At 38.2% G+C, this 17,912-nt stretch carries 16 protein-coding genes; 13 read left to right on the forward strand and 3 right to left on the reverse strand.

What is annotated here, in order from left to right; genetic code table 11:
* Positions 1-2: 2 nt before the first annotated feature.
* Positions 3-2,288, forward strand: coding sequence for a RelA/SpoT family protein (locus tag TASI_RS02565; protein WP_014111199.1), 2,286 nt, complete (start codon positions 3-5; stop codon positions 2,286-2,288).
* 43 nt (positions 2,289-2,331) lie between these two features.
* A complete protein-coding gene (accD, locus tag TASI_RS02570; RefSeq protein ID WP_014111200.1) occupies positions 2,332-3,207 on the forward strand; it encodes an acetyl-CoA carboxylase, carboxyltransferase subunit beta in 876 nt (291 codons plus the stop codon).
* A 114-nt stretch (positions 3,208-3,321) separates the two neighbouring features.
* Here the strand turns inward: accD and TASI_RS02575 are convergent, their stop codons facing one another.
* Complete coding sequence (locus TASI_RS02575) at positions 3,322-6,123, reverse strand: Rne/Rng family ribonuclease (RefSeq protein WP_014111201.1); 2,802 nt, start codon at positions 6,121-6,123, stop codon at positions 3,322-3,324.
* A 441-nt stretch (positions 6,124-6,564) separates the two neighbouring features.
* On the opposite strand from TASI_RS02575, the gene TASI_RS02580 reads away from it, so the two are divergent.
* The gene (locus TASI_RS02580; RefSeq protein WP_044977982.1) at positions 6,565-7,497 is read left to right on the forward strand and encodes an RluA family pseudouridine synthase; all 933 of its coding nucleotides are present in this window, start codon (positions 6,565-6,567) and stop codon (positions 7,495-7,497) included.
* The gene (locus TASI_RS02585; RefSeq protein ID WP_014111203.1) at positions 7,494-8,159 is read left to right on the forward strand and encodes an HAD-IA family hydrolase; all 666 of its coding nucleotides are present in this window, start codon (positions 7,494-7,496) and stop codon (positions 8,157-8,159) included. The genes TASI_RS02580 and TASI_RS02585 overlap by 4 nt, the downstream gene beginning before the upstream one ends.
* Here the strand turns inward: TASI_RS02585 and TASI_RS02590 are convergent.
* Both TASI_RS02590 and TASI_RS02595 read right to left on the reverse strand, forming a co-directional pair.
* Positions 8,156-8,866, reverse strand: a complete 711-nt coding sequence (locus TASI_RS02590) for an SAM-dependent methyltransferase (RefSeq protein WP_014111204.1) — start codon at positions 8,864-8,866, stop codon at positions 8,156-8,158. The genes TASI_RS02585 and TASI_RS02590 overlap by 4 nt on opposite strands.
* Positions 8,863-9,450 carry a Maf family nucleotide pyrophosphatase gene (locus TASI_RS02595; RefSeq protein WP_014111205.1) on the reverse strand — a complete coding sequence of 196 codons (588 nt, stop codon included), beginning with the start codon at positions 9,448-9,450 and terminating at the stop codon, positions 8,863-8,865. The genes TASI_RS02590 and TASI_RS02595 overlap by 4 nt, the downstream gene beginning before the upstream one ends.
* Positions 9,451-9,609: 159 nt before the next feature.
* On the opposite strand from TASI_RS02595, the gene TASI_RS02600 reads away from it, so the two are divergent.
* From TASI_RS02600 to TASI_RS02645, 9 genes are all read left to right on the forward strand, one after another.
* Positions 9,610-10,134 carry a YceD family protein gene (locus tag TASI_RS02600; protein ID WP_014111206.1) on the forward strand — a complete coding sequence of 175 codons (525 nt, stop codon included), beginning with the start codon at positions 9,610-9,612 and terminating at the stop codon, positions 10,132-10,134.
* Positions 10,135-10,149: 15 nt separating this feature from the next.
* Positions 10,150-10,332, forward strand: coding sequence for a 50S ribosomal protein L32 (rpmF, locus tag TASI_RS02605; protein ID WP_013522254.1), 183 nt, complete (start codon positions 10,150-10,152; stop codon positions 10,330-10,332).
* Between the two features lie 26 nt (positions 10,333-10,358).
* Positions 10,359-11,408, forward strand: coding sequence for a phosphate acyltransferase PlsX (plsX, locus tag TASI_RS02610; RefSeq protein ID WP_044977984.1), 1,050 nt, complete (start codon positions 10,359-10,361; stop codon positions 11,406-11,408).
* A 29-nt stretch (positions 11,409-11,437) separates the two neighbouring features.
* On the forward strand, positions 11,438-12,412 hold the full coding sequence (locus TASI_RS02615; protein WP_014111208.1) for a beta-ketoacyl-ACP synthase III: 975 nt from the start codon (positions 11,438-11,440) through the stop codon (positions 12,410-12,412).
* A 9-nt stretch (positions 12,413-12,421) separates the two neighbouring features.
* Positions 12,422-13,357, forward strand: a complete 936-nt coding sequence (fabD, locus tag TASI_RS02620; RefSeq protein WP_014111209.1) for an ACP S-malonyltransferase — start codon at positions 12,422-12,424, stop codon at positions 13,355-13,357.
* Positions 13,358-13,366: 9 nt separating this feature from the next.
* Entirely contained in the window at positions 13,367-14,107 is a 741-nt protein-coding gene (fabG, locus tag TASI_RS02625; protein ID WP_014111210.1) for a 3-oxoacyl-ACP reductase FabG, read from the forward strand.
* A gap of 95 nt (positions 14,108-14,202) precedes the next feature.
* Positions 14,203-14,439 carry an acyl carrier protein gene (gene acpP / locus TASI_RS02630; RefSeq protein WP_014111211.1) on the forward strand — a complete coding sequence of 79 codons (237 nt, stop codon included), beginning with the start codon at positions 14,203-14,205 and terminating at the stop codon, positions 14,437-14,439.
* A gap of 121 nt (positions 14,440-14,560) precedes the next feature.
* Positions 14,561-15,790, forward strand: coding sequence for a beta-ketoacyl-ACP synthase II (gene fabF / locus TASI_RS02635; RefSeq protein WP_014111212.1), 1,230 nt, complete (start codon positions 14,561-14,563; stop codon positions 15,788-15,790).
* A 491-nt stretch (positions 15,791-16,281) separates the two neighbouring features.
* Complete coding sequence (locus TASI_RS02645) at positions 16,282-17,838, forward strand: Do family serine endopeptidase (protein ID WP_014111213.1); 1,557 nt, start codon at positions 16,282-16,284, stop codon at positions 17,836-17,838.
* The last annotated feature ends 74 nt before the right edge of the window (positions 17,839-17,912 follow it).

Genomic DNA, 17,912 nt, shown 5'->3' on the forward strand with positions numbered 1-17,912 from the left:
TAATGAAACATCCCATAATTGGTGGTGATGATTTATTTAATGAAGCATGGCAGAAAACTGTATTTGAGGATTTCACAAACAATGAGTGTGATTTTCTAAATGAGGTTTTTAATTTCGCATTACCTTATTTACAAGATAGAAAATTAAGAAGTCAGGAAGGTAGTTTGCATCACGCAAAGGGGATGATTGATATTCTATCTCTCCTTCAGCTTGACGTACACACATTAGCTTCCAGTGTTTTAGTTGTTGCAGCTCCCGACTCAGACCATATTACTGAACAAGCCAAATTTAAAACCAAAATAATGGATAAATTTGGTGAGGAAATTTTTGATCTTGTTGAGGGTGCTCAAACTCTTAAACGCGTCGGAATCGTCGCTCATCAAGCGAGCTTGCCTACTGCTCAACAAGAGTTATATCAGCAGGAATTGCTACGCAAGATGCTTTTAGCGATGGCTACGGATTTGCGTATTGTTTTGATTAGATTAGCTTCACGATTACAAACATTGCGTTGGTTTGTTGATTCTAAGTTAGTATGTCCACCAGAGTTTTTGCAGCAAAATCGTACTCTTTATGCACCATTAGCTAATCGTCTAGGTATATGGCAGATTAAGTGGGAGCTAGAAGATCTTTCATTTAGATTTGAAAACCCTGAAACCTATAGAGAAATTGCAAATAGACTTGAGGCTACTAGGGCTGAAAGAGAGCAGCTTATTAGAGACTTTATCTCAAAGATTAAAAATTCCTTAGATGCTCAGGGCATTCAATCTGATGTTTCGGGTAGGGCAAAACATATTTTTAGCATCTATAACAAGATGAAAAATAAGTCTCTTAAATTTGAAGACTTATATGACTTGCTTGCTATTAGAGTTATTGTTCAAAATGAACGAGATTGCTATACCACTTTGTCATATGTACATTCGAACTATCATCCAGTAATGGAGCAATTTGACGACTACATTGCCAGACCAAAACCTAACGGATATAGGTCCTTGCATACTGTTGTGCGCGACGATAATGGAGCTGTATTTGAAGTACAAATTCGCACTCAAAAAATGCATGAATTTGCAGAATATGGGATGGCAGCACATTGGCGTTATAAGGAGGCGGGTGCGAAAGGCGGTACTGTTAGTGCTTCGAGTTTGTATGATCGTCAGATATCTTGGATGCGTCAACTTCTTGCATGGCGTAAAGAAGTAGGGATTGAGGAGGCCTCAGCTACTGCTTCTGCAGCTTCTTCTGTACCTACTGCACCAAAAAAAGAAGATAAGGCCGATGGCATAGATCAAAAACGCATCTATGTTATGACACCTCAATCGAAATTGCTTGAATTGCCAGAGGGAAGCACTCCAGTTGATTTTGCATATTTACTTCACACTGATTTAGGTCACAGATGTAGGGGTGCACGTGTTGATGGGCAGCTTGTATCTCTGAACACACCTCTTCAAACTGGACAAACAGTTGAAATCATTACGGCTAAGTCTGGAGGGCCTTCTCGAGACTGGTTAAATCCTGAGCTAGGGTATTTAAAAAGTCCTCGTGCAAGAGCAAAAGTTCGTTTATGGTTTAATGCGATTGCATTGCAAGAGAAAATCAATAACGGTCAGGCTTTAGTAGAAAAAGAGCTTCAAAGATTAGGTAAGACAGCGGTTAATTTAGAAACGCTCGCTCAAAGCCTCGGATTCTCACGTCCAGATGATTTATTTTTAGCAATAGGCAAGGATGAATTTAGTGTAAAAGCATTGGCAAATGCATTTCAGGAAAACGTTGAAACTAAGGACTCTGTAGAGGATGAGGTAGAATCAGTCACTAAAAGATCACGCAGTAATAGTACTACGGTTACTGGAAAGAGTGGTGTATTAGTTGTGGGTGTGGATTCACTTATGACTCAGCTTGCAAGATGTTGTCATCCTGCACCACCTGATGATATAGGGGGCTATGTAACTCGAGGCAGAGGGGTAACCATTCATAGATTATCCTGTTCGGCTTTTGATGAACTTCGTGCAAAACACCCAGAGCGAGTGATTGACGTTAGTTGGGGTGATACTCAAAATTCTGTTTATCCTGTGGATATTCAGGTGCATGCAATGGATCGCACGGGACTTATTCGCGATATTTCTGATGTATTAGCTAAACAAAAGGTTAATGTTATTGCTGTAAATTCTAGAAATAGAGAATCGTATGCATATATCACATTGACTCTTGAAATTATGACGGGCGATCAATTGAATAAAGCACTCGCAAATTTAACAAACAATGTACCAGGTGTTCTGTCTGCTAAGAGAATCTAAAATAAGTTAAAATTTGAGATTACCTATTAATTAGGACTTAAATATGAGTTGGATTGACAAAATATTGCCACCAAGGATTAATTCCTCTGAAGCCTCTGCAAAGCGTGTACCTGAGGGGGTATGGGTAAAGTGCCCAGCATGTAACACAACACTCTACAGGGATGATTTAGTTCGTAATCTTAATGTATGCCCTAGTTGTGACCACCACTTAAGATTAACAGCTCAAGAGAGGATTGACTCATTACTGGATACAGAAAATAGGGTTCTAATCGGTGATGCTGTACGTTCAACTGACCCACTAAAGTTTAAGGACACAAAAAAATACACAGATCGCTTGGCCGATGCTCTAAAAAAAACAGACGCAACTGATGCAATCGTAATCGTAAAAGGTACATTATCATCTGTACCTGTAGTTGTTGCCGCTTTCGATTTTGGCTTTATGGGCGGATCTATGGGCTCTGCGGTAGGTGAACGATTTGTTAGAGGAGTGAATGCCGCTATAGAGGATAAAATTCCTTTTATTTGCGTATCTGCATCCGGTGGTGCTCGTATGCAAGAGAGCTTATTCTCTTTATTTCAGATGACTAAAACTACGGCCGCATTAACTTTATTATCTAAAGAAAAATTGCCTTTTATTAGCGTTTTGACTGATCCCACTATGGGTGGTGTATCTGCGAGTTTTGCGTTTATGGGCGATATTGTTATTGCCGAGCCAAACGCTTTGATTGGTTTTGCTGGTCCACGTGTGATTGAACAAACTGTGAGAGAGCAACTTCCAGAGGGTTTTCAAAGGGCTGAGTTCTTGCAGGATAAGGGTGCAGTGGATATGGTCGTGAATCGCAAAGATCTTAAACACGAGATTGCTTATTTACTGGCTCTTTTGACTAATCAATCTTACGAAGTAGTCGAAAGGTTGTAGAAGTTTCTATAAAGCGTAATTAAGGTTCCATGCGGAGAGTAGAATAATAAGGCCCCATGCGGGGGCGAAGAAGAATAAGGTCAGCTAAAATTTCTCTTAGCTGACCGTTTTCTTTTAAAGATTTAGGCGAGTCTCTACTTGCTCTAGTGGCTCGGTTGGTAGTGGTTCTAAAGGCTTGCGTTCGCGACCTAGTTTGATTTCTACGACAGGAATTTCGACGACTTTCTCTGGGTCTGTTTCGATCCAAATCATGCCAATTTTCTCGCATGTAGCAATCAATGTTTCTTTATCGAAAACAAAGGTCTGTTCAGCTACAGCCGCCCGAACCGCCGCACCTGTTGCTGCATCCGAAGATCCCCCAACGCCTGCATCCGAAGATCCCCCAACGCCCGCATCCGTATCATTACTAGACTCAGCCGGTCTACGCCCCTGACTTCGTGGCAATGGCTTAGGAGCCACCTCCAGCCCAAGCGATTGCGGATCCAATTGAGCTATAGTCTCACTTAAAGACGGAGCTTCCACGTTTTGCTTTAAATCCTTGTCATGAGGCACATCTTCTCTAGCCACAGACGAAGGTTTTGCTCTTTTATTCAATGGCTCAGCTATAGCATTTGGAGTCGCTTGAGAAAGTTCAATCGATTTCGAACCTTCATTTATAGATTCGCTTGAAAGAATATCTTGTTGCTCAAGAATAACCTCATTTGGTACAAACGCTTGATTGTTGTTGTTGCGATTTCTGCCGCGACCACGTCTGCTTCTATGATGTTTGTTTGAAGGCTTAGTCTCTTGATTAGCTTGAGTCGCTTGAATACTGTCAGTCGCTTCAGTTGCATTAGAGATTAGCTCGACTTCTTCTTTTAAAGTTTCATTAGCCTCTTGAATTTCAAGTTTGTTTTGTGCATAGCGATCGCCTCTGGATTTTCCTTTGCGACGTTTGTTTTTAGATTTTTTCTCTTGGATATCATTAGTATCTCTAGCTACTTCAGTAAAGCCCATAATTTGTTGAGTTTCACTTTTTTGCTCCGCTTTAGATTTGCGATTTTTATTTTTATTTGATTCAGAGCTTGCCTTGGTTTTGGTGGCAATGTCCTCCGCACCTTCTCCATCGCTTGGTTTTCTTGCATCAAATTGCTTTTGACCCTTACGCACCTGTTGTTTTCTCTGAGTTGCTTTTGGAGCACGTCCTTTAGCTTTTGGTCGAGCCGATTTTTCAGTAGTAGGGGCCTCTTTTATAAACCCAAAGAATGATAGAATTCTCTGCCAGAAAGTCATCTCTGACTTAGCTTTTGTAGACGCTTTTGGCGATGGAGTAGGGGCTGGAGTAGTTCTACGAATACCCTTCACCACAGCTTCTGGAGTCTTAGGTCTGTCCTTTTTCTCCTGCCATATAGGAGTGGTCTCCTCTGGCTCATCAACCAAATCATAACTTACTGGTTGCTCATCCATACGCGAATCATCATGCTTGATGCGCTCAATATTATGGTGAGGCGTTTCTAGAGTTTTGTTTGGAATTAGATAGATGCGTATCTGGTTTTTCGCTTCCATCTTAACAATATCTTGACGTTTCTCGTTAAGTAAATAGGTGGCAACGTCCACAGGAACCTGTGCATTCAGTACTGCAGTATTCTCCTTAAGAGCTTCCTCTTGCAATAAACGAAGCACATTTAGTGCACTTGATTCAATATCTCGAATAACTCCTGTACCATTACATCGCGGACAAATAATATGCGACCCTTCATTCAATGATGGACGTAGCCTTTGACGAGATAATTCCATAAGTCCAAATTTTGAGATTTTTCCCATTTGAACTCGGGCTCTATCAAATTGAAGAGATTCACGCAATTTCGCTTCGACAGCTTTTTGGTTTTTGCTATCTTCCATATCAATAAAGTCGATAACAATAAGCCCGCCTAAATCTCGCAACCTTAGTTGACGAGCTACTTCCTCAGCAGCTTCAATATTAGTGCGCATTGCAGTTTCTTCAATATCACCGCCTCTAGTCGATTTAGCTGAGTTAACGTCTACTGCAACCAGTGCTTCTGTATGGTCAATGACTACAGAGCCACCAGATGGTAGTTGAACATGCCTCGAATATGCAGTTTCAATTTGGTGTTCAACCTGGAATCTTGAAAATAGTGGAACTGCGTGGCGATAACGTTTAACTTTTGCGACATTATCTGGCATAACGTCATGCATAAAAGCATGGACTTGATCATAGATTTCATCTGTATCAATTAATATTTCAGAAATGTCATGAGAAAAATAATCTCTTAGAGCCCTAATAACTAATGATGATTCTTGATATATAAGAATAGGGGCACTGTAGTGGTTTGCAGCATCTTCAATAGCTTTCCAAAGCTGCATAAGATAGGTAAGGTCCCAGTTTAGCTCTTCAGTTGTGCGTCCAATACCTGCAGTTCTGGCAATAAGACTCATACCTTCAGGCAAGTCCAAATGCGACATAGCTTCTCGCAACTCCTGCCTGTCCTCCCATTCAATACGACGAGAAATCCCACCGCCTTTAGGGTTATTAGGCATAAGCACCAAATAACGACCAGCTAATGATACATATGTAGTAAGAGCAGCCCCTTTATTTCCTCGCTCCTCTTTTTCGACTTGAATTATTAATTCCTGTCCAACCTCTAATGCCTCAGAGATACGACTAAAGTCCGCACCCTTTTTAAAATAATTTTTAGATACCTCTTTAAAAGGGAGAAAACCATGCCTCTCTTGACCATAATCTACAAAGCATGCTTCGAGAGAGGGTTCAATGCGGGTTATAACGCCTTTATAAATATTTCCTTTTCGCTGTTCGCGTCCCGCAGTTTCAATATCGATGTCCAATAACTTTTGACCATCAACGATTGCAACACGTAATTCTTCTTGGTGTGTTGCATTAAATAACATTCGTTTCATATAAATACTCAGAAAAAAACTAATACTTCGGATTAAGCATTAACCTAGTTCGAGAGGATGATTGAATGAGTATAGGGTGGCAATATAGAAGCGTCCTGCTCCTATATAAAAGACTTATAAATTATTATGATTAACGTAAAAATTCATCAATTCAGCAATTTACAATACTATCTGCAGAACTCATATCTGCAAACAAAAAATTCTATACAAATTCTAATCGCAGTCTGTGGGTAGGGATATCAAACTACCGCATAAAAACAGAAAGCTTATACAACACAATCGAAATAGACCTGCTAAAGTTCAAACAATATGTACAATTTTTATTATTATTTTACAAATTTAAATACGTTGTAACTTAAGCCGTCATTAGGCGTTGTGATTGTAGCATTATTACAATGTTTTAGCTACAATTAACTTCCTTTTCTACCTATTCTTTTTATTATGAACTCCCCAAAACCATCAGTTAGATATATCCAAGTGGATGATTCTTCAGATGGTCAACGCATAGATAACTTCATGTTGAAATATTGCAAGGGAGTCCCGAAAAGCCATATATACAAAGCAATTCGATCTGGTCAGGTGAGAGTTAATAAGGGGCGGGTTAGTAGCGAATCTCGAGTTAAGGAAGGAGATGAAGTTCGTATTCCTCCATTTAGAGTCTCAGAAGAAACTCCTAAGAACTTTATACCAAGTCGAGAATTTGAAGTAGTTTTTGAAGATTCTTATTTTTTGATTATTAATAAACCAGCTGGTCTTGCAGTTCATGGAGGAAGTGGAGTATCTTTTGGGGTTATTGAACAAATCAGATCAAGTCGACCTGAGCACACCTATTTTGAATTAGTTCATAGACTCGATAAAGAAACCTCGGGTTTACTAATCATAGCCAAAAAAAGAATTGGACTTGTAAAGCTTCAAGAGATGATGCGGCAGAAGCATTTCCACAAGGCCTATTATGCTTTAGTTAAAGGTACTTGGCCAGCCAATTTAAAAGACATAAAGCTACCTTTATATAAATATCTCACTCCTCAGGGAGAGAGAAGGGTAAGGGTGGACATGGAAAATGGAAAATACGCTCATTCAATTGTAAAAAAAGTAAAAAAATACAACGATTTTGAACTTTTAAGTGTTCAGATTTTAACTGGACGCACTCATCAGATCCGCGTTCATTTACGTGCATCTGGATTTGGTATTGTGGGTGATGAAAAATATGGAGATGATACTCTCACAAAATATGTAAGTAGCTTGGGATTTAATAGAATGTTCCTACATGCATATAAATTGTCGTTTGTTCACCCTATCACCGATGAAAGACTTAATTTTGAAATAGATTTGCCCGATGATTGCAAAACATTACTAAAAAAACTTGGACCATGAAATATTCCTTAGTTATTTTTGATTGGGACGGGACATTGATGGACTCGACACATAATATTGTGGTTGCCATTCAAAAAACATGTGCCGACCTTAATTTACCCATTCCCTCAGCTCAACAAGCAAGTTGGGTTATAGGATTATCTATCTACGAAGCGGCTCAAAAAATAGTCCCAGAAATTACTCCCGAACAAATCTCTGAATTTGCAGAGCGTTATAAATTTCACTACTTTAGTATTGGGCCTGATATTAAATTATTTACTGGTATACCCGAGCTTTTAGAGAATCTTAAAAATAGAGGTGTATTGACGGCGGTAGCTACGGGAAAAAGTCGTTACGGATTAGATATCGCATTAAAACAATTCGGTTTAGAGTCTAATTTCGATACCACTAGAACTGCCGATCAAACAGCTGGAAAGCCCGATCCTCTTATGTTGTATGAAATTATGGAAGAGCTTCTCGTCAAACCAGAGCAAGCTATCATGATTGGTGATACATCTCATGACTTACTAATGGCCCGAAATGCTGGGATTCATGCTATTGGCGTATCTTATGGGGCTCATAACCGCCGTGAATTAGATGAGTTGCAACCTAATCATGTTGCCGAGTCCGTATCTGAACTCTCTCGTCTATTATCTATATATACGCAAAAACACGTTTATTAAGCTAAGAATAGGAATATCGTAGGCACTTTATGAAAATCAGGGGTCTTCGATTTTTTCCATTCAGCGATTGTTTTTGTTGAAATTATCTGCTTCCTAGTATGAATACCTATGCCCACACAAAGTTTAGTCTGTGGGTTTAATGTTTCAAGAAGGCTGGCAAATACGGACTCATTTCTGTAGGGCGTTTCAATAAAAATTTGCGTTTGAGAAAATTTTTTAGAATTCGCCTCCCACGCTTTAAATGATTGTTTTTTGGTGGCAATGTCCAAGGGAGCGTATCCATGAAAAGTAAAACGTTGCCCATCTAAGCCACTCCCCATTAACCCAAGCAAAATTGAGGAAGGTCCAGTCCAAGGCACAATTTCAATTCCATTTTTGTGTGCGTATTGGACAACCTTAGCCCCAGGGTCTGCAACAGCAGGACAACCAGCTTCTGATACTAGTCCTATAATCCCTTCGTTTGATTCTTCTGAAAACCATGAATCGTAATCTTTATTTGAATCCTTATCGCTTAATGTGAATATTTTTATTTCTTGTATAGGCTTATTTGGACCAATTAACTTTAAAAATGCTCTCGCAGTTTTAGCATTTTCTGCTATGAATACATCAATTTTCTTAGTAATTTCAATTGCTTCGTTAGGAAGCCAGTATTCAATTTCTAAATCACCTAAACCTACAGGAATCAAATGCAGTTTTTTGTTACTCATTTTGCAGGGAAAAAACCAAGTTTTCTTAAAAATTCTGAAGTTCTTATTAAAGGAAGGCCAATTATAGCTGTGGGGTCATCACTAGTAATAGATTCCATAAGCGTTATGCCAAGTGACTCAGCTTTTGCACTACCAGCTGTATCTATAGCAGGTTCAATTGAGAGGTAATTTGAGATTTCTTGCTCAGTTAAATTTCTAAATACGCATTTAGTCAATACGGTATCTCTCATGATGCCACCTGCATGCATCACGCATATAGATGTATTGAAATCAACTGTTTTTCCGCTTAATTCTTTAAGCTGTAATTTCGCCTTTTCTATGCTGCCAGCTTTTCCAACTGTTTTCCCATCAAATGTAGCAACCTGATCAGATCCAATAACTACTGAATTGGGATATTGGTCAAAGACAGCCTGTGCTTTTTCTTTGGCTAGTCTAATTGACAATGCCACAGGAGTCTCAGAGGGGTGTTGTGTTTCATCAATATTTGGTGAAATGCATTCAAATGGTATATGCAAACGTTCTAACAATTCTTTTCGGTATTTTGATGATGACGCTAATATAAGTTTTGGGTCAGAATTTGGCATGAATTATTGACTTAAAGTATTAAGAAATATAAAATAATCGATTACTTTAAAATAGTTTAAGATTTAGCTTTATAGAGATTATTTTACTATATGAGCTTATTTAATAGGTGCTTAGCTTAGTAACTTAAAATATGGCTTATGTGTTTTAAGGGACAATTTATGGATTTTTATGAATTGATTAGAAACCAAAAAACTGTCCGAGACACTTTTCCTATTACTAATCTAAACCGTTTATTAGAAGATTATCCAGATCAGCATACGAATTCTTTTGTTGATTGGTCAGTGACTGGCATTCCTGATAGGGTGGGTATATCTGAGGCACATAAGTTAATTAATCTTTCAATAAAAGTTACTCCTAGACTTATTTGTCAGCGTTGTAATAAATATTTTGATTTCCCTTTAGAAATTGAATCTACCCTTGAAGTTGTCTCAAGTCTTTCAGATTTAGAGGCTGATGTAGATACATCTGGAGAAATATCCGATTACGAGCATGATAAAATACTGGCCTCTCAAGCTCAAGATATGGTTTCATTTATAGAAGACGAAATCCTTCTTAATATTCCGTATATTCCTAAGCACGAGACATGTCCTGATGGGATGGGTGTATTATCTAATTTAACTGAAAGTAATCTTTCTTCTAAAGAATCACCCTTTGCTATTTTAAAGAAGCTTAAAAAAAATTAACTACTGGAGTCATAAATGGCTGTTCAACAAAATAAGAAAACACCTTCAAAAAGAGGGATGCACCGTTCACACGATTATTTAACTAATCCTCCAACAGCGGTTGATCCAACTTCAGGTGAAGTTCATTTGCGCCATCATATCAGCCCTAATGGCATGTATCGTGGCCGTAAAGTATTAAAAACTAAAAACGACGAGTAATTTATTCCGCTCATTGTAGGTTTGCAGTGATTAGGATCGCTATTGACTGTATGGGCGGGGATAATGGTATCTCCGTTACAGTTCCAGCAGCAGTGAGGTTTGCACATCGCATAGCTGATGTGCACTTTTTGCTAGTGGGCGATGAAACAAAAATAAAAAAATCCTTAAATCACAGTAAACCTCGTGACCCAAATCAATTTGAGATTATCCCCTGTAATGAAGTAATTACAGGAGAAGATGCTGTCGAATCAGCCCTTAGACATAAGAAGGGTTCGACTATGCATGTGGCCATAAAATTGGTTAGTGAACAAAAAGCCGATGCTTGTATTTCTGCCGGAAATACTGGAGCACTTATGGCTATATCTCGTTTGATATTAAAAACATTAGATGGTATAAAAAGACCAGCCATTGCCTCAGCAATTCCTAATATTTCTGGGGGTGGCACATATGTGCTTGATCTTGGGGCAAATGTGGATTGTACCCCTCAGCATCTGCAGCAATTTGCAATTATGGGCACCGCACTTGTTCAAGCTATTGAAGAAATAGATAATCCTACACTAGGTCTTTTAAATATAGGTCACGAAACACATAAAGGAAACGATGTGGTTCGAAAAACTTATTCTCTATTGCAAGAGTCTGGGCTTAACTTTATCGGGAACGTTGAGGGCGATGACATTTTCAAAAGTAAATGTAATGTTGTTGTTTGTGATGGATTTGTGGGTAATGTTATGCTTAAGACATCTGAAGGTTTGGCTAAGATGATTAGCCAAAAATTAAAAAAACGTTTCCTCCATTCCTTTTTCACTAAATTAATCGCATTTATAGCTAAACCTGTTTTATCTAAGTTTAAAGAAGAAGTAGATAATCGCAGATATAACGGGGCAGTTTTCTTAGGACTAAAAGGTGTTGTAGTCAAAAGCCATGGCTCAGCTGATTCTTTAGCTTTTAAACATGCGATATATAAAGCATATTCAGCCATAAAATTCGATATCCTTAATAAAATTAGCGTTAAGGTTGGCGAGTTGCAGTCCACAGAAGTTAGTGAACAAATTTCAAATAATACTGAACACGCTTAATTGGTATCAGGTTTTGGAGATATAAACTTATGGTTTATTCAAAAATTCTTGGTTCTGGAAGTGCATTGCCAGAACTAATAGTGTCCAATGATGACTTAGCTGAAAAATTAGCTAAAGATGGCATTGAAACATCTGACGAGTGGATAAATTCACGAACTGGTATTTCTCAACGATATATTGCATCAGAGTCTGAAACTACCTCAAGCTTGGCTACTAAAGCCGCTAAATTAGCTCTTGAGGATTCGAACATAAATCCAGAAGAAATCGATCTTATAGTTTTAGGAACCTCGACCCCAGATTTTATTTTCCCAAGTACAGCTTGTCTTATTCAAGCGAATTTAGGTATTGAACACGGAGCTGCTTTTGATGTTCAAGCGGTTTGTAGCGGCTTTTTATATGCCCTTACAGTCGCGGATAATTTTATAAAAGCTGGTTCCTCTAAAACGGCCCTTGTTATTGGGGCAGACACATTAACAAAAATTCTTGATTGGAAGGACCGCAGGACTTGTGTCTTATTTGGTGATGGGGCAGGTGCTGTAGTTTTAAAAGCTTCGGATGAACCGGGGATCATTGCCACCCAATTAAATGCTATGGGCTCACTTAATAATATTTTAAATACTCCAGGAAATATTCGGCATGGAGAGATTGTAGGTGACCCGTTTTTAAGAATGGATGGACAGGCTGTATTTAAACAAGCGGTTACAAAATTAGAAAAGTCTGCTTTAGAAGTCTGCGAGAAGGCTGGTGTAAAACCTAGTGAAATCGATTGGTTTATACCTCATCAGGCAAATGCTCGAATTATTTCTAGTTTAGCCCGTAAGTTAGAATTGCCTGAAGAGAGAGTTGTTATGACTGTTTCGGAGCATGCAAATACATCTGCAGCTAGTGTGCCATTAGCATTAGATTATGCGAGAAAGCAAGGTCTAATAAAACCTGGACATCTTGCAATGCTTCAAGGTGTAGGTGGTGGGTTCACATGGGGCTCTGCCCTAGTTAAGTTTTAAAGGATTATTATGAAAATTGCGATTGTATTCCCAGGGCAGGGTTCTCAAGCTATAGGTATGTTGGATTCATGGTCAGATACTGGTGTCGTTCAAGAAGTTCTTAAAACCGCTAGTGAGGCCCTAGGACAGGACATTGCCACCCTAATACATGAAGGTCCTGAACACGATTTGAATTTAACAACAAATACTCAACCAGTTATGCTTGCTTCATCATATGCTTTATATAAGGCATATGTGGAGGCGGGATTGCCATTGCCAGAAGTTATGGCAGGGCATAGTTTAGGCGAATATACGGCATTGGCAGCGGCGGATGTTTTTAAATTAGAAGATGCTGTAAAAATTGTTAGAGTTAGGGCGGATTCTATGCAAGCTGTTGTACCTGTAGGTGCTGGGGGTATGGCTGCGATAATTGGACTATCAGACGAAAAAGTTGTTGATATTTGTAGGCGTGTGTCAGAGCAATCAGGAGAGATTGTTGAGGCCGTAAATTTTAATGCTCCATCGCAAGTAGTGATTGCTGGACATAAAGTAGCTGTTGTGACTGCATGCGAAATTTGTAAACAAGAAGGGGCAAAAAGGGCCGTGGTATTGCCAGTGTCTGCACCATTTCATTCATCTTTGCTAGAACCTGCAGCCATGAAACTTTCAGAAGAATTAAGTAAGTACAAATTAAATGTACCGAAGATACCAGTTATTAATAATGTGGACGTATCTATTAAAGAATCTGAAAAAGACATAGTTGATGCCCTTGTCAGACAAGCATGGCATCCTGTGCGTTGGGTTGAAACTATGCAAAAAATGTCTGATTTGGGGGTCACTCATGTTATAGAATGTGGTCCTGGAAAAGTATTAACTAATCTGGCTAAACGTATATTGCCAGAGGTTGAGGTATTCACATTGAATACACCAAGTGATTTAGAAAATTTGAAAAATGTTTTATCTTAAGGTGCTTAAATGAATAATGAATTAAAAGACAAAATTGCACTTGTAACTGGAGCTAGTCGCGGAATAGGTGAAGCTATCGCATTGGAATTAGCTAGTAGAGGAGCTAGAGTTATTGGAACAGCTACAAGTGAATCAGGAGCTAAGCAAATTACTGAAAAACTTTCAGAATTCGGTGGTGAAGGAAAGGTATTAAATGTAACCGATGCGGCTGCTAGTGAAGAATTAGTTAAAGAAATCGTCGAAATGGGCGGTCCACATATTCTTGTTAATAATGCTGGTATCACTCGAGATAATCTTATTATGCGTATGAAAGATGAGGAGTGGGACGATATTGTTCAGACCAATTTGACTGCAGTTTTTAGATTATCTCGTGCTGTTGTCAGACCTATGATGAAAGCTAGAGATGGCAGAATCATTAATATCACTTCAGTTGTTGGTATGACAGGAAATATTGGTCAGGCAAATTATGCTGCAGCTAAAGCTGGTGTGGCTGGTATGACTAGATCTTTAGCTCGAGAATTAGGTAGTAGAAATATAACAGTTAATTGTGTAGCTCCAGGGTTTATCGACACAGCTATGACTAGAGCTTTGGGTGATGAAGCGGCTCAAAAATTAATCAGTCAGATTCCTCTTGGTCGTCTTGGGTCAGTTAAGGATATAGCTTATGCTGTTGCCTTCTTAGCTAGTCCTTATGCAGGATATATTACGGGTGAAACAATTAACGTAAATGGCGGTATGTTTATAGGGTAGTTTTATTTTTAAATTAAACCTTTTTTTCATATAATACACTTTAATTTTGTAAAATTAGTTATTTTTATTTGGGACTTCCCACTTTGGAGATTTAAATGAGCATTGAACAACGTGTTAAAAAAATCGTTGCGAAACAACTAGGTTTAAACGAAGATGAAATCAAAAACGAGTCTTCTTTTTTGGATGATCTAGGAGCTGACTCACTTGATATGGTTGAATTGGTTATGGCTTTCGAAGACGAATTCGAAAACACAATTACTGATGAGCAAGCTGAAACTATTACTACAGTTCAGAACGCTATCGACTTTATCGAGAATAACTCTAAACAGTAATTACTGTTGGGTGGAATAGTTCTGACAAATTGAGAAATTCTTAGAAAATTTCTTAAAGCGTTTTTGTAAAGTAGCTTTTCATGTTGCTTTACAAGACGCTTTTTTTATATAAGGAGCATATGTGAAAAAACGCGTAGTAATAACAGGTCTCGGTTTAGTAACTCCTGTGGGAAATGATGTTAAGTCCTCATGGGAAAATATTGTTGCAGGTAAATCTGGCGTAACAAAAATTACTCGTTTTGATGCAAGTGCATTCAGCTCTCAAATTGCAGCTGAAGTAAAAGATTTTGATCCATCTCTATATATTCCAGCTAAGGAAATAAAGCAGATGGATACATTTATTCATTATGGTCTTGCAGCTTCTTTTGAAGCATGGAAAGATTCAGGGCTAGAAGTTACAGAGCAAAACGCTCATCGCATTGGTGCAATCGTGAGTTCTGGTATTGGAGGTCTTCAAAGAATTGAGGCTACTCAAACAGAATATCTTGAAAAAGGTCCACGAAGAATTTCACCATTTTTCGTTCCTGCTTCTTTGATTAATTTGGTTTCTGGGCATTTAACTATAAAACTTGGAATAACTGGCCCTAGCTATGCAATTGTCTCTGCATGTGCGACAGGTGTTCATTCAATCGGTGACGCAGCAAGATTGATTGAATACGGTGATGCGGACGTTATGATTGCTGGTGGTGCAGAATCTACTGTTTCCCCATTAGGTATTGGTGGGTTTGCGGCTATGAGGGCATTGTCAACAAGAAATGATGACCCTGCTACTGCTTCTCGTCCGTGGGATGTGGATCGAGATGGTTTTGTGTTAGGCGAAGGGGCTGGTGTCGTTGTTCTTGAAGAATACGAACATGCGGTTGCACGCGGTGCAAAAATATATGCGGAATTTGCTGGATATGGCATGAGTTCTGATGCTCATCATATAACTGCTCCAAGTATGGAAGGTCCTGCACTTGGGGTTAGAAATGCATTGAAGAATGCTCATATTAATCCTGAACAAATTAACTACGTTAATGCTCATGGAACTTCAACTCCTCTTGGAGATAAAAATGAAACTGAAGCACTTAAACTTGCTTTAGGTGATCATGCATATAATACAGTAGTTAATTCAACTAAGTCTATGACTGGTCATTTGCTAGGTGCTGCAGGTGGTATTGAGACAGTATTTGCTACTCTTGCTGTAAAAAATCAAGTTTCACCACCAACTATAAATATATTCAATCAAGACCCTGCATGTGATCTTGATTACTGTCCAAATGAAGCACGTGATCTTAGTATTGATTATGCATTATCAAATTCGTTTGGTTTTGGTGGTACTAATTGTTCTGTTGTTATTAAAAAATTCTAATGAATGGGGAAGCTATAAATTACGGTGTTTTGCAAGATAACTGGGAAGTTAATTGCTCAGTCGGATTAAAGCCAATTCACCATTATTTTTTAGCCTCTCTAATTTTTCTTACTCTATTAGGATTTGTGGGGTTAGTCTACTCTCTATGTATAGCACTGCTTTATGTAAAAAGTATCCATAATTCATTCAGACTAAGTCCACTAAAATTTCAAATTCGTCCCTCTCATATTTCTCAAATTTGCCCACCTAATGGTGTGGTAGATATTGTAAAAGTGGATTTTTATCAAATATGCTTTCATATCCAATATAAGTTTAGAAATAGGATGCAAAGTTTTTATCTATTTCATTGGGATATTGATAGGAATTCATGGAGAAGGCTTAGAGTACTTTTAATAAATAAAAATAATTACCTTTGATTTCAAATTAAAAATTTTTTAACTTTCCAACATTAGACTATTAGCAACAGACAATTTTTAAAAACAAGGATAATTATGAAATTCCAAAAATTACCAATATATGCATTATTACTTGGTGCTTTGGTTTCAGCACCTGCTATTTCACAGAATTCTTCATCCTCTACTAGTTCATGGGGTACACCTGCACAAACTGAAACAGATGCTCTTACCAAATTCCCTGCACAATCTACTAATTTAGGACTTCCCGACTTTACTAAAGTTGTAGAAAAAACCGAAAATAGTGTGGTTAACATACGTACCATGGAAACTATTAGCACACGAGGTAGAGGCCGTTCGGGTCCAGGTTGGTCTTTCCAAGGTGATCCAGACGCAGAAGAGTTTTTCGAATTTTTCTTCGGGCCTGATTTCTTTCCTGAACCATTTTCAAAACGATTTGGTCCAGGACCAAATGACAGAGATTCTGATAAATCAAGACCTAAAAAAGGTGATCGTCAGGTTCCGAGCGGAGTAGGTTCTGGATTTATTATTTCTAAAGACGGCTATATCATTACAAATGACCATGTAGTTGATAGAGCAGATAAAGTTATAGTTACATTAAATAACGGTAAAGAATACGATGCAGAAGTTGTTGGTACAGATAAACGTACTGACCTTGCTCTTATTAAAATTGACGCAAAAGATCTAGAGCCTATTGAGATAGGTAATTCAGATGCACTTAAAAAAGGTCAATGGGTTTTGGCTATTGGATCTCCATATGATTTGGAGTCCACTGTTACTTCAGGCATAGTTAGTGCCATAAATCGTGATACGGGCGATTACCTACCATTTATCCAAACTGACGTTGCGATAAACCCAGGTAATTCAGGTGGCCCTTTAATTGATTTAGAAGGAAAAGTTGTAGGGGTCAATAGTCAAATCTACACCAGAAGTGGCGGTTCTATGGGTATTTCCTTTTCTATACCTATTAATGAAGCTATTAATGTAATCAACCAATTGAAGGATACAGGGACAGTTGAAAGAAGCCGAATTGGTGTTGCAATAGGACCTCTTCAAGAAGATGTTTATAAAGCTTTAGGTCTACCTAATGATAAAGGTGCATTAGTAAGTAGTGTTGAGCGTGATGGTCCAGCGGATAAAGCTGGTATTCGTGCGGGTGATGTTATTTTAAAATTTGATGGTAAAACTATAAATAAATGGACTGATTTGCCTCGTATGGTTGGACAAACTAAATCAGGCAAAAAAACAGACATTGAAATTTTCCGTCGAGGTAAAAATGAGACCTTGTCTGTGACCGTAGAAGCCATTGAATCTAAAGGCATCAAATCTAAAAAAACAAAAAAACCTGAAGTTAATCAAGAAAATAAACTGGGGTTATCAGTTGAATCTTTAGATAAAAAACAACGTGAAAATTTAAATATTAATGGTGGTGTCTTAGTTTATGACCTTACAGATGAAGCTAAAGAAGCCGGTTTTATGAAAAACGATATTATTTTGACAGTTAATAATGTTGATATTTCTACTGTAGAAGGTTTTAACGAAGTAGCTAAAGACCTACCTAAAGATAAAGTTGTTGCTGTATTGGTGCTTCGTGATAAAATGACACAGTGGATAACTACTAAACCAAACAAGTAGTCTTTCCCTAACTTAAACTGTTTGACCTCGATTAAGTTCACTTAGTCGAGGTTTTAAATTTTTATTTATCCGCA

It is taken from the genome of Taylorella asinigenitalis MCE3 (assembly GCF_000226625.1).
GTDB lineage: Bacteria > Pseudomonadota > Gammaproteobacteria > Burkholderiales > Burkholderiaceae_B > Taylorella > Taylorella asinigenitalis.